Here is a 13909-nt window from a genome sequence, read left to right as displayed (position 1 = left end):
GCAAACGAAGTCCGCCTACGCGGACTAAAGAATAAAGGGGGTATTTAACCTGATTTGGTATAATATACCGCCCAGAGGGCGGGGTTACGTGAAAAGTCCGTAAGTCCTAAAATACTTATTCTGTAACCAAATTTAACTCATAAGAAATGGGTTCACGCGCCTGAGAAACTACTACAAATTCATAGTAACCATAATCATCTAGCCGCTCGGAAAAACTTACTTCTTGAGAATCTTCTAATAAAGCTCGTGATTTTTGCCGATTGCCAGGAGTATAAATTGATAACAGGGTTGATTCAGGGGAAGCTTCCAGATTTAGCCGCAGAGTTTGACCTCTTTTAAATCGAGCAATGTAGGCTTTTCCTTGTCCAGGTTGCAGGGTATCACTAACTTTTTCACTAGAAGAGTTGGAGGCAAATTTAATTTCCTCTAGCTGAGTTCCATCTTGCAAGGCTTTGAGTTTATCTGTAGTAATTGCCTGCCAAACCTGACCAATAGGCAAATCGATTAAATTACTATCGCGTGGCTGTTCTGGAAACAAATAAAAGAACTGAGCATCGGCGAGGTCGTAGAGAGCGCGGCTACTTAAATTTAATTTATTAACTTCAACTTTCCAGCGGTTGATATCGGAAATATCATAATTTCCCAATCTTTGGCGGGATTCTGCGCTGATGCTTTCCAATTTATTCAGTAAGTTATCAGCGATCTGATACCAACGTTCGCGCCAAGCTAGATCGGCTGCGTCTTTGCTCAATGGTTTTCCGCCTAATTCGGGATATTGAGCATAGAAAATCTGATCTACAAAGGTGACAAAAAAGTTGCCGTCTACGGTCATTTTTTCGAGGCGATCGCGCAAAGCATCTTGCCGGTTCTGTTCCGATCGCACTTCTTGGTCTATCTTCTGCGGACGAGTAGAGTGTTTTAACCAGTAGTTACCTGCAAACCAACCTACTCCACCCATTCCCGCCATCACTAGCAATACGAGCATTGCTGCTAGCAAGGGAGAGGACTTGCGAGGAGTTGGAGGAACAGGGGAAGAAGACGGCGGCGAAGTTGGTGGCGCGATCGCGGCGAGCTCTGGCGGCGGCTGAGTCGCAGGTAAATAAGGTTGAGGAGGGGATACGGAGCCTCCGCTGAGAGCTTGGAGTACGTCTGCGGCTCTCTGGTAGCGATCGCCTGGACGCTGAGCTAGCATCCGATCCAAAACTGCTCCCAAAGTTGGCGAGAGCGAACATTCCCGCCGCCAGTTCCAGGTAAGGGTGTAGCCATCTATGAGCTGTTGCGGTTCCTTACCCGTCAGCAACACCAAAACCGTCGCCGCCAGTGCGTATAAATCGCTGTGAGGAAATACAATTCCCATTTGCATCTGTTCGTCGGGAGCATAACCGACTTTACCTAATCGCGTGGCCGCGATCGCAGCACCATGTTGCTGGCCGTATTGAGACTCTAACGTTGCGGCCACTTGCTTAACGCCACCAAAGTCAATCAGGACAGGTAAACCGTCAGCAATCCGCAGGATCAGATTATCGGGAGAAATGTCGCGGTGAATCACTCCTAGAGAGTGAATATAATCGAGCACTGGTAACAGTTTGAGCAGCAAAGACGTGCATTCTACCTCACTAAACCGCAACCCCTGAAGCTGGCGATCGCTTAAGAGAACGCGGTAATTTTGCCCTTCCACATAATCTTGCACCAAAAATATGTATCCCTGGCGATCGAGCGTGACCCGGAATAGCTCTCGGAAGCGCGGGATTTGAGGGTGTTCTAGCTTGTAGAGAACCCCTGCTTCCCGCTCGAAGAGTTCCTGAGATTTTTCTAAAGCGTAACTACCTTGCACTTGGGGGGCAAATTCTTTTAAAACGCAGAGTTCATTAAATCTGTAGGTATCTTCAGACAAATAGGTGCGTCCAAAGCCGCCGTGTCCCAACTCGCGCACAATGCGGTAGCGGTTGCTGAGAATGATGCCGGAATAGATAGGATTACTCATAAAAAAACTCGGTAAGTGGGAAACGAGCGAGGCTTTAGCCCTTATAGGGAAACGACGCGGGTGGTTTTAACCACCGTGAATCTTCAAAATGCGTAGCTGTAACCATCCTTTTTATGGACAGTTTTGCAGTATTTGTAATTAATCCCCGACACCAATTCAGGTACAGAAATATTGAAAGACCCGGAAGTTCTGATGGCAACACGCCCAACATAAGTGCCGATTTTCTTCCCGGAAGTGACAACTGCTTTCACAATGTCACCCGTTTGGAAACCCTTGATAAATTTAAGCCTGGGAACATAGCGAGACGGGAATCCAAACTTGTCAGTACGGCACATTTGGCGTGTCCCGTGACCCATAGCTTTAATTAACAATGGTTGATTTGTTAATAGGTTAACCGAGTCAATTTGTCCCACACAAGCAGCCTCAATCCAATGGGTTTTAGGCAAATTCAATCGAGTTCGATTGAATTTAGTTAAACCGCCACTACCAGTAGAAACAGGTAAACCAGTTTCCTTCAGTCGATTAAATAATCCCCAGCGAGTTGAGTTAACTGCTGCTGCATCCTTGAGAGGTCGTTTTGCTTGAGACAAAATGCGCTTCAAAATATCTGGCTTTTTAGCTAGAAACTTCTCAATACTCTGAGTGCCTTTTTTTGTATTACACTTTTCGCAAGCAAGGCAAAGATTAGAGATGCAGTTAGTGCCACCCTTTGCTTTGGGGTGAATATGCTCAACTTGTAACGGTACATTTTCAACGGCGCAGTAAGCGCATTTCCGCTCCCATTTATTAAGCAAATATTCTCTAACTTCGTAGCCAACCAATTCTCCCTGTTGATATTCAACGCCCGAAATCTCTGGATTTTCTAACTGTTGCAAATCAAACCTGACTAACTCTTCAACAATTGAGCTAATAGGTGCAAGTTTAATTAGTCTTTTTACCCAAGTCAAGGTGGTTTCAACCCGATGTTGCAAACTTGGCGCTAACCAACCTTTAGGGCGTTTCCGGTTTAGAAATCTGGCTTGACGATAACGAGTATGGCGGTTTCTCCTTCCTCTACAAAGTGAGCGACGAGATTCCAAACTTGCTTTAATTGCCTGACCTCTATGGGTTAGTTCAGCACCCCAAATAACTTTTTCTCCTTGCAATAAGGCTATACCAGTTGTTTTAGAACCGGGGTCTATTTTTAGGGTGATTGGTTCGGGAGTTGCGATCGCATTTTCGTTAAGAATTATGGTAAACGGATATCTTCTGAACACTACCGCTTTACCAGAGGTTAATAACTTACGAGCTAATCCTGGTTGTATTGGATTAATTGGCCGTTTCTGGGTATCTAAAACAAAAACAAAATTAGACATTTTTCAGTCCTCCCTTGCGGGGTAACGTTCGCTTCGTCAATGTTATGTAGGCTTGTTAGGGTAGCAACACTGTTCCAGTGACTTTAGAACTGTTTAATTACTACCGACAGAGCGGAAAACTAGCGTCGCATTCTCCGGTGTCGTGACCTAAATAACGGAGTAAATTTACTTAGACTGGTCAGAACAGCTTGTTTTGAGTATTGCTCTTACAAGCGAGCGTGGCTTCAGCCCTGAGTCCCTGACTTTAATTACCTGTTAACTGCTAACTGTTAACTGTTAACCGTTAACTGTTAACTGTTAAATGTTAACAAATTTATTTGCCTTGCTCTTTTTGCAGAGCTGCCAGAATTTCAGGTCTTTTCATGCGTGCGTAGCCGCGCAGTTTTCGCTCTTTGCCAAGAGCCTTGAGCTTTCTGAGTGAAAGAGCTTCGTAATCATCCTGTTGCGGCTGCGGCTGTGTCTTTGAAGGAGATTTTGGCTGTGTTTTTGGCTCAGACTTGACCTCAGATTTTGACTGCGATCTTGACTTAGATTTTGGTTTTGACTCCGGCTCAGCCTTCGGTTTTGATGCTGGTTTGGGAGTTGCTTGCAGTTGGGTGCGGATCGCTTCTATTTGATCTTTTAGCTCGTTTTCAAGGCTTTTAATTGCTTCTACAACATACTGATTAATTGCTTGAGCAGTCCACTCAAGCTGGCGCTCAATTAGTTTTTCTAGTGCTTCTAACTGTCCGATCGCACCTTCCTGATTCACTTCAGAAGCAATAGAGGAAGAGGGAGTATTGCCGGGTTGTTCAATTTTCTTAGCCAAGTTATCTACCCTTTCGTGAAATGTTTTTTCAATTTTTGCCAGCAGATTTTTAATCTGTTCTATTTCGCCATTTTCCGAATTTTGCTCTGATAGAGCTTTAACTTGCTTTTTGAGCAAGTCTTCATTTTTCTTAACAGATTGTTCTATTTTCTTAGTAAGACTTTCTACCTTCTCCTGAAATGATACCTCAAGTTGTTGCAGCAAACTCTTAATCTGTATTGTTCCCTCAGCAGGAGCAGCAACTAATTGTTCCATCTGGGCTTTAGCAATTGCGGCTTCTTCGTCAGTCATCTCAAAAACCCATGCCCACAAATGCTCTGTGCCGAGTTCGCGAGCAACGATACACCAATCTGCACCGCAGACAACTTCAAATTCTTCTTCGTTGCTGTAGGCTTCAGTGCGGCGAATAATCAGGGGTATCAAGTTGCTTCCTTGCTCAATCAGGCTTCTCCTGAGAGCTTCGCGCCGATCTTGAGGAATTTCCTCTCGTTGGGATTCTGGAATAGCTATTTGGAAAGTGTAAATTTGGCTGTGACTAATTGGCTTGATCCGCAAATATTCAATAATTCGGCTGGGAGTGTCTGATCGATCCATCTTATTAGAAGTCCCCTTTTGTCTTTTGTGATGAGTTTAACTGCGGAAGTGACACAGAGGTATACATTGCTTTACTCATCTTTACTTTTGTTGATTTTCAACAGATGCCTTGAATTGATGGTACTGCTAGCGGGTGGCGATCGCACCACCTACTATGATGGGCGATCGCATATTTATAGCAGAAGGTAGAAGGTAAAAGGCCGCTATACTGAAAAATTTAATTATCTAGAAGGGTAAAAGGAAAATTTAGTCTTCAACAGTTAGAATTTCTGAGACTATTTCGATCCGCTAAGCAGAACTTAGTCAAGCGTGGGGGATTTGTGTGATACTGATACTATTGCCTGAGTTATCTTTGTCAGTAAGCATAGGGTGAGTACATGGACTCTAATGAGCTGAAATTTCTCCTCAAATTGCTAGGTTGTCGCGATTATCGTTCTTCTTTAGCTAAGACGTTTGACAGCATCAAGAACAAAAATAAAATTTGTCAAGATTTGGGCACTCGTGGCTTGGTAGACTACTCCCGCGAAATTGCCAGCGTTAAGATTTTACCACCCGGTCGCGCCCTGCTCAAAATGGATACAACTCAGTTACCGATCGCGCCAAATGACTTGAAGGTGTTAGAGGCGCTAGGTAAGGTTTCGGCAAAAATCGCTCCCAGCAAAATCTCGGTAAAATCAGTGAAGTCAGCAGAGCGAGATACGATCTTGGAAACTTTGCGCGATCGCGGGCTAATAGAAGCTGAAATCCAAATCAAAAGGCAAAAAGCAGAAGTCTGGCTAACCCCGCGAGGGCAAGAATTTTTACGAGATGATTACAACCCGAAAGGATTAGCAACTATTAGCCTCGATCTACTAAGTAACTATCTCAAATTTTTACGGAAATCTCTATCAGCAGATACTTTATCTGGAACGCCTCCAAAACCGGAGACAATTTCAACTCAAAAGCCTCAACCAACCCTATCGCTACCTACTGGCGAGTTAAATGATGATCTAATTTTGCAAGCAATTCGAGATTTAGATCGCGAACTGAATACAAATAATTATTTGCCAATATTTCATCTGCGAGAGAAGTTACCAAACCTTTCTAGGGAGCAATTCGATCAGGCCATCTATCGCTTACAGCGGCAGGATCGGATAGAGCTGAGTTCCTTACAAGAAGGGATGAACTACACCCCGGAGCAAATTGAAGCTGCCATTCACCAAGATTTTGGAGGGCCACTGTTTTTCATTATTGTAAATTAAATAGGACTTAGCAATGAAGTACAAAATTTTGTCACGATCGCTACAAAATTCTGTCATTGCGAGGAACGAAGCAATCCCAAAAAACCTATCCGTAAATCATGTTAAAGCCTTGCATCTAGTTTTTTAGCAATATCAAGTCACGTTATTAGGAAAAATAGGTTGAAATATGACATCCATTGAGCAGATTATTCAACGAGAAGTTAACCCCTTCGATCCGGTAACTTTTTACACTGGTAACTTTTGGCAAGAACAACAAAACTCAGAACTTATCGTTGAGTCAATTCATACTGAGGCGATCGACAAAATCATAAAATATCTCGATATAGTATCGAGAGATCATCAAACTCGTACCCTATTATTATGTGGCGATCGCGGTTCTGGCAAAAGTTATCTTTTGGCACGCCTCAAACACCAACTCAACTCCAAAGCCTTTTTTGCCTACATTGGCCCCTGGGCGGAAAGCGATCACATTTATCGTCACATTTTGCGCCAAACTGTTGATAGCCTTATCCAAATTCCTGAAGGTGCAAAAGAATCTCAATTACTCCTATGGCTCAAAAGCCGATCTGCCTTTAAAGACCGCAGCTTAATGAAGCGAGTATTCGGTGAACGCCAAGTTTTTATTAGTAATTTCAAGGCAACTTATCCAGTCGGTATTTCTAATCCAGACAAATATTTTAGGGTGCTGTATTCTCTCACAAATCCAGAGTTATACGACATTGCTTGTCAGTGGTTGCGCGGCGATGATTTAGACGAAGAAAATCTCAAAGCGTTAGGCTTGAATAAATCAATAGAAACTGAAACTGACGCTTACAACATTCTCGCAAACTTCGGTAGAATTTCCAGTGAAACACAGCCAATTGTACTTTGTTTTGACCAGATAGACAAAAAAGCTATTCCCCCTAATGGATATCGCGGTCTCCAACCGCTATTCAGCGTCAATACTACGATTCACAATGAAAAACTAAAAAACTTTTTGATAATTATTAGCCTCGTTACAAACACATGGAGACAAAATGAAAAGCAAATATTAGAAGCTGACAAAGATCGTTTAACGGGTGGAATATTCCTAAAATATATCACTTTAGATCAAGGAGAAAGCATCTGGCAAAAACGTCTTTTTCCACTTCACCAACAAGCAACTCCCAAACCAAAATCTCCAATTGAACCTTTATCTAGGCAAGCGCTAGAAGAAAAATTCCCTGGGGGCAAAACAAATCCCCGCTATATCCTACAGCTAGGACAGCAATTAATTCAGGAATACAAAACAGGTACAAATACTCCTCCCGATTCTATAGCAGCATTCCAACTGGTTTGGCTTAAAGCATTCAAGAAAACTCAGACCAAATATTCTAAAATTAGCCAAATTTCGGATATTGACTTAATGGCAATGTTGCAGGAAACTTTAACAGCTTTGGAAGTCAAAGGAATTAAAACTAAGCTATTATCTAGCCCAACTTTTGCTAGTTCTTCCCTTAGCTATCAAGCACCTAATCAGAAAATACGAGTAGGAGTAGTCTGGGCAGAATTTCTCAATATGAACGGCTTTTCCTCTTTGATGAAAGCTTGCCAAAAAGCAATTAATGATAACTTGTGCCAAAGTTTGTATTTAATTCGAGCAGCAGAAATTGGTAAACCAACCAACCAAGGCTATAAAATTCATACTAAAATTTTTACGGCCTCTTCTCACCATCATATCAAACCTAAGCTAGATTCTGTGTGGTATCTGGCGACTTATCATAGTTTAGTTAATGCTGCTTGTGCTGGAGAATTAGTAGTAGGGTATCAGACTCTTAACTTAAGCGAATTAGAAGCTTTGATCCGCGAATCTAAGGTTTTGGATGATTGTCAATTATTGCAGGATTTAGGAATTATTCAAACAAAAGAGAAAGATCCTATCTCGCCGCCAGGAAAGATTGATTTAAACCCTGTTAAGAATTTTCTCTTGAATTTAGTGACAACACAGTTCCACATGGGGCTGCTCACTTTAATTAACAATGCTTGCAGTCAGTTCCCTCAAGTGAATCAATCTCAAGTTGAACAACTAATTGACGAGCTTTGTCAGGAAAATAAAATTTTAATTCACGATACCAATGCCAAATTAGAAGAACAATTAATTTTTCTAGTACCTAACATCTGATCGAAAAAATATGTATTTTAATCAATGTTTTACCTAACAAAAGCCAACGATATCCAAGCTGCAATTACCAAATTTGCCACTGCTGAAATTATATGGGCGGATACAGAAGTAGCCGACTGGCAAACTCCCAATCCTAGATTATCACTGATTCAAATCTTAGCCGATCCTAATGATTTAACAGGTGATTTTGCTTATATCCTAGATGTGTTAGACAAGCCTGAATTAGTTGAAAATTTTATTGACCTAATTATGGCAAATCCAACTATAGAAAAAGTATTTCATAATTCTAGCTACGATTTAAGATACTTGGGAAAAACTCAAGCTAAAAATGTTACTTGTACTTGGAAAATAGCACAAAAATTATCACTAGAACGCCTACAAGTCCCTAACCGTCAACTTAAAACCTTAGCCGCCGGACTCTGCAAATTTACTGAGATAAATAAACAGGAACAGACAAGCGACTGGGGACGAAGACCTCTAACCCAAAAGCAGTTAGACTATGCCAAAATGGATACAGTTTATCTCGCCGGCGTACACCGCCGCTTACTAGAACTAACTAACCAAAAGCACCTTATTATAAAGAGTAATATATCCATGCCACCAGCTAACAAATCTAAAATTACCTCCTTTAGCGTCACTAAAGTCAGAGTTGCCTTTGAATGTCCCCGCCTGTTTTATTTAGGGCATCGATTTGGCGGTATGATGATGTTTTTGCCACCAACAAACTCGCATAAAATTGGTAGTAATTTTCATTCTTTAGCTGATCGTTGTGCTTTTCTTGCCAAGCAAGACTCTCGGTTTCCAGATTTATTTGAACCCACACCTAACCAATTAAAAGTAGAGGAAATAGTTGCTGAAATGCAGCAGCTATTTTATGAATTAGCTTTTTTTCCTTACCTACAAGCAACCATCAAAACCGCCCCAGAAAAAGCACAGGGACTATTACTAATCTGGCAAGGATTAAAAGGGTTAATTCACCGTTGGGCTGAATTACTAACTATCAACCGCCGCCATTGTAGTGCTAAAGAAGTCATTGCTAAAACTCTGCTAGATTTGAGTCCTAGCGTCAAGCATTATTTCCAGTTACCTAATGGTAAACAACAGTTAGTACAGGGGAGATTTGACAGTGTAGTTTATGACTTTGAACACCATCGCCTCTGCGTTTTGGAATATAAAACTTATCAGTCGCTAGACAAATCTGGACAACTAGCCCAAGTTGCTCTTTATTGCTATATGCTGCGAGAAAAGATGGGAGTGCCGATCAATTCAGCAGTGTATAGCGTACTCCCAGATTGGCATGAATTGACTTTCACTTGGGATGAGCTAGAAAATACAGTTAATCAGTTAATCCCGCACAAATTACAACAAATGCAGGAGTGGATTGCTTGGGAACCATCACAACTCAATCCCCCACCACCAACGACTCAGCCTGATTTATTGTGTCCGATTTGTCCACAGCAAAAAAAGTGCCAAAGCTTCTTTGAAGTTAGTAGCGGTAAATCTACCGTAACCCCATCTAAACCTACTCCTGAAGTTAGCAATAAAACAGCTAAAGGTGAAAAGGTAAAACCTACGATAGATGCGTTTAAGCCTCAGAAGCCTGTCACAGAAAAGCCAGGTATACAAACAAATAATGAAGCTGATGCTATCGGCAAACAGTTAGTAACTACTTTGCAATCCTTTGGCATTGGTGTCGATTATTTAGGTGCAGCAGTTGGCCCAGCTTTCATCCGGGTAAAACTTAAACCTCATCTTGGTGTAAGAGTTGTTTCTTTGTTAAATAGATCCGCTGATTTACAGGTACAAATGGGGATATCGGCTCTCCCTTTAATTGCTCCTCAGCCGGGATATGTGAGCGTTGATTTGCCTCGTTTCGATCGGCAAATTGCCAGTTTTAATGATTACATTCAAAAACAGATAACGCCTGTTGATTTACCAGTGCGAATTGCGATTGGGGTAAATTTAGATGGTGAGTTAGTTGAGGCGAATTTATCCGATCCAAATACTTGTCATTTTTTAGTTGGGGGGACAACTGGCAGCGGTAAGAGTGAATTTTTGCGATCGCTTCTCCTCAGTCTCCTCTACCGCTATTCTTCCAACCACCTTAAAATCGCTCTCGTTGACCCCAAGCGCGTTACTTTTCCAGAATTTGAGCAGATACCTTCGCTTTACTCACCCATTGTCAAAGATAGCGATCGCGCCATCGAATTAATGACCGATTTAGTTACCGAAATGGAAGCTCGCTATCGAAAATTTGAATTAGCTAGTTGTGGGGATATTACATCATATAATAATCAAAAATCTGTCAAGTTATTGCCCCGCATTGTTTGCATCTTTGATGAATACGCCGATTTCATGGCAGAAAAAGAAACTCGCAATGCACTTGAATTGAGCATCAAACGCTTAGGAGCAATGGCAAGAGCCGCAGGCATTCATTTAATTATTGCTACTCAACGCCCAGAAGCAAAAGTTGTCACCCCTTTAATTCGTTCTAATTTACCTGGAAGAGTTGCCCTTCGCACTGCTACCGAAGCAGATTCGACGATTGTTTTAGGTAACAGTCAAAAAGCAGCCGCTTATTTGTTAGGTAAAGGCGATTTGTTTTACCAAGTCGGTTCGGATTTGCATCGGTTGCAAAGTTTATTTGCAGCTAGTTTCCAGCTATAACAACCGCTTTCGTCTGCAATGTTTTGTTAAGCTTGTTCATTAAAGCTACCTTTCTGCTCCGCCCAGTTCAAAAGCGCATCTAAAGCAGGGCACAAAGCCTGCCCCCACGCAGTCAACCTATATTCAACTTTAGGTGGCACCTGCGGATATATCTTGCGGATTACAATCCCATCAGCTTCCAGCTTTCTCAATTGCTGAGCCAGCATCTTTTGAGAAATGCCTGGAATAAGGTTCTCAAAATCAGAATAGCGTTGTACTTTTCCGTCAAACAAATGGAAGAGGATGATCAGCTTCCAGCGTCCTTCCAGCAATTGTATTACTTCTAACGCATCAGACGCTGCGGTAGACGGTGTATAAACCTTTCTCATGGGTGAGTAACTTACTTTTTAGTGCGTTCTTGATTATTTGTAAGTTTAATTAGAAAATTCCTGTATGGCAACTTCGCAGCAGATCCAGTAATGTCTATGGACTTAGAGCTTAGTGGAAAACGGGTATTGGTTACGGCTGGTACCAAAGGAATTGGTAGAGCAGTTGTCACCGTCTTCCGAGATTGTGGAGCGAGCGTGCTGGCTTCGGCACGAGCCCGCCCGGACTCTTTCCCAGAAGAACTATTTATCGCCGCTGACCTAACGACAATAGAAGGATGTAATGCAGTGGCGGATGTTGTCAGTAAACGAATGGGTGGAGTAGATATCGTCATTCATGTTTTGGGCGGCTCTTCGGCACCGGCTGGTGGTTTTGCGACACTGAGCGAAGAAGTGTGGCAGCAGGAATTGAATCTCAACCTTTTCCCTGCTGTACGCCTAGACCGTGCTTTACTGCCCGGAATGGTGGCACAAGGGGAAGGTGTAATTATCCATGTCACATCAATTCAGCACCGGCTTCCCCTACCGGAGTCAACTACTGCTTATGCTGCGGCCAAAGCCGCGCTCTCAACGTACAGCAAAAGCTTGTCTAAAGAAGTCTCACCAAAAGGCGTTAGAGTCTTGCGTGTGTCTCCGGGATGGGTTGAAACGGAGGCATCTGTGGCCTTAGCCGAACGACTTGCCCAGCAAGCAGGCATCGATTATGAGGGAGGTAAGCAGATCATTATGGAATCACTTGGTGGCATTCCGATCGGGCGACCGTCAAAACCTGTTGAAGTGGCAAATCTAATCGCATTTCTCGCGTCTCCACGCGCGGCGACTATTACTGGTACAGAATACGTAATTGACGGAGGAACTGTACCCACAGCTTAACGTGATTTTGATGGATTCCGATTGCCAAGAGCCATGCTTGGACAATAGCGATCGCCAAATCTCGTTAGTTACAAATGAAATTACTAATAGCGCTGAATTAGTCCGCGTAGGCGGACTTTGTTCGTGTAGCCGCGATTTCAATCGCCGGGATATTTTTCTCACAAAATCAAAAACCCGGATTCTTAATGAAACCGGGTTTCGGAAATTATTTACCCCTCCTCAAAACTATTTATTTTGAGCGTGAAAATCCTTAAACGTCCGATAATTTGTCACAGGATCGTACAACTGACAATTTTTAGTAATCTCCTTCATCAAAGCCCAAGAAAACTTACTCTCGTGCAAATATTCTGGCCAATTTTCCTTTAAACTACTGTGAGCTAACCGTAAGTTATACCAAGGAATAGCTGTTGAAAGGTGATGAGGAATATGTACATTAATATCGTGGCACAGAAACTCAACCCAAACGGGATAATCGCAATGTACGGTTCCCGCTAATTGCGCTAAAGCTTCATTCCATTCTGAGGCAGGACTAAAGGCAATCTTAGGCGTAGTATGATGTACAAGCGTAAATGTGCTCATCCAGAAATGGTAAACCAGCCAGGGCATAAGCCAAAAATTAACAAATCCCCAAATACCAGTTGTAGCAATCAAAGTAGGAAATCCGATCGCAGCACCAATCAATACTACCAAAACTGAAAACCGCACTTGTTCCCGCTGTTTACCCTGAAACTGCGACCAATCAAAATGCAATTTTGCCCAGTGAGGGATTGACCCAATCCACCATAACGGCCCCATAATTAGCCGATAAAAGAATTGCAAAGGTTTACTAGCATTTGCATATTCCTCTGCGGGCCAAGGATGCCAAGCATTATCTTCGCCTATTTTATTCGTATGCTTGTGGTGGTGATTGTGCAGTAACCGCCAAGCATGAAACGGGTAAATTAAAGGCAAAAATGTTAAATGGCCAACTAAATCATTTACCCAGCGACGCTTAGCAAATGACCGATGACCGCAGTCGTGGCCAATCACAAAAAAACCGGTCAACGCTGTACCGGTAAAAATCCAGACCAAAGGCAATAGATACCAAGGTGATATTGCTAGTAGCCAATAACCTAAGCCGACTAAAGCAACATTAATAACTACTTTTGTCCAAGCTTTTTGTGGATTTTTAGTAAAAACTTCGCGCGGCAGAGTTTTGAGAATATCTTTGAGGCGCAAGTCTGTTGCGGCGGCAGTAGATGCCAAATTACGAGGTTTTGCGATCGATGCTGTCATAAAATCGGTTTAGTTTCTCCGTATCCCAGTAGAAATTTGTAACAAAATTAACAAGAGGAAAATTTAGCCAGCTATAATTCCGCAGCAGACAGACGTTGCGATCGCCAGGGCGTTTTAGCAAAGGCTAAGAAGTGCGCCGCGCTGGTAAATTGCTAGCGCTTGTGGTTAAAATCAACACTGCGCTTAGCAAAACTTTACCTTTTATACCATAGTGGCGGAACACTTAAGGTGAGTTTTTTTAATGTTAGTTGCTGTCGTGGGCGGCATCGCGGAGGCTGTTAGCATCTTGGGTTGATGCCGATAAGCGATGCTGCTTAAGGGTTTGGAGTTCGAGTAGCAAGGTTTCTACTTCCGCTTGTAGGTGCAGGAATTTTACTTGCTGATCCGCTTGGTAAATTGATTTCATTGAGACCTGGCTGTGGACAGAATTGGTCGATAACGCTTGCATAGTCACCATTTGAGGGTCGCTACCTGTACTTTGGCTCCGGGAAATGGTTGCTGAACGATTTGACATTAGTAGTTGGCTAGTCATTTGTACTTACTCACACCGTTAAGATATTTTAACCTGCAACTCCTTGCATTAAACATCAAATTAACCGATCGAGTT

The 13909-nt window shown here is 42.5% G+C and carries 11 protein-coding genes; 5 read left to right on the top strand and 6 right to left on the bottom strand.

Going from position 1 to position 13909, the window contains the following annotated elements:
* Positions 1–115: 115 nt before the first annotated feature.
* From OSCI_RS05035 to OSCI_RS05025, 3 genes are all read right to left on the bottom strand, one after another.
* A complete protein-coding gene (locus OSCI_RS05035) occupies positions 116–1984 on the bottom strand; it encodes a serine/threonine-protein kinase (RefSeq protein ID WP_007353776.1) in 1869 nt (622 codons plus the stop codon).
* Between the two features lie 83 nt (positions 1985–2067).
* Entirely contained in the window at positions 2068–3339 is a 1272-nt protein-coding gene (gene iscB, locus OSCI_RS05030; protein WP_007353775.1) for an RNA-guided endonuclease IscB, read from the bottom strand.
* A gap of 313 nt (positions 3340–3652) precedes the next feature.
* Positions 3653–4741: a Rho termination factor (modular protein) gene (locus tag OSCI_RS05025; RefSeq protein WP_007353774.1), complete on the bottom strand. Its 1089-nt coding sequence runs from the start codon at positions 4739–4741 to the stop codon at positions 3653–3655.
* A gap of 30 nt (positions 4742–4771) precedes the next feature.
* Here OSCI_RS05025 and OSCI_RS30565 point away from each other — a divergent pair, with 30 nt between their 5' ends.
* The 4 genes from OSCI_RS30565 to OSCI_RS05010 all read left to right on the top strand — a co-directional run bounded on the left by OSCI_RS30565 (position 4772) and on the right by OSCI_RS05010 (position 10789).
* Positions 4772–4930: a hypothetical protein gene (locus tag OSCI_RS30565; RefSeq protein ID WP_155523390.1), complete on the top strand. Its 159-nt coding sequence runs from the start codon at positions 4772–4774 to the stop codon at positions 4928–4930.
* Positions 4931–5118: 188 nt separating this feature from the next.
* Entirely contained in the window at positions 5119–5982 is an 864-nt protein-coding gene (locus tag OSCI_RS05020; RefSeq protein ID WP_007353773.1) for a hypothetical protein, read from the top strand.
* Positions 5983–6148: 166 nt separating this feature from the next.
* Positions 6149–8122, top strand: coding sequence for an ATP-binding protein (locus OSCI_RS05015; protein ID WP_007353772.1), 1974 nt, complete (start codon positions 6149–6151; stop codon positions 8120–8122).
* 24 nt (positions 8123–8146) lie between these two features.
* Positions 8147–10789 carry a DNA translocase FtsK gene (locus OSCI_RS05010; RefSeq protein ID WP_007353771.1) on the top strand — a complete coding sequence of 881 codons (2643 nt, stop codon included), beginning with the start codon at positions 8147–8149 and terminating at the stop codon, positions 10787–10789.
* A gap of 26 nt (positions 10790–10815) precedes the next feature.
* Here the strand turns inward: OSCI_RS05010 and OSCI_RS05005 are convergent, their stop codons facing one another.
* Positions 10816–11157, bottom strand: a complete 342-nt coding sequence (locus tag OSCI_RS05005) for a winged helix-turn-helix transcriptional regulator (RefSeq protein WP_007353770.1) — start codon at positions 11155–11157, stop codon at positions 10816–10818.
* 90 nt (positions 11158–11247) lie between these two features.
* On the opposite strand from OSCI_RS05005, the gene OSCI_RS05000 reads away from it, so the two are divergent.
* Positions 11248–12027: an SDR family oxidoreductase gene (locus OSCI_RS05000; protein WP_019487158.1), complete on the top strand. Its 780-nt coding sequence runs from the start codon at positions 11248–11250 to the stop codon at positions 12025–12027.
* A gap of 225 nt (positions 12028–12252) precedes the next feature.
* Here OSCI_RS05000 and OSCI_RS04990 read toward each other — a convergent pair whose 3' ends face one another.
* Complete coding sequence (locus OSCI_RS04990; protein WP_007353768.1) at positions 12253–13302, bottom strand: fatty acid desaturase; 1050 nt, start codon at positions 13300–13302, stop codon at positions 12253–12255.
* Between the two features lie 244 nt (positions 13303–13546).
* Positions 13547–13834, bottom strand: a complete 288-nt coding sequence (locus OSCI_RS04985) for a hypothetical protein (RefSeq protein ID WP_007353767.1) — start codon at positions 13832–13834, stop codon at positions 13547–13549.
* Positions 13835–13909: the final 75 nt, after the last annotated feature.

The sequence above is a fragment of the Kamptonema sp. PCC 6506 genome (assembly GCF_000180455.1).
GTDB lineage: Bacteria > Cyanobacteriota > Cyanobacteriia > Cyanobacteriales > Microcoleaceae > Kamptonema > Kamptonema formosum.
Note: the sequence above shows the minus strand (reverse complement) of the source record. Positions and strands in the feature narration are given on the sequence as shown.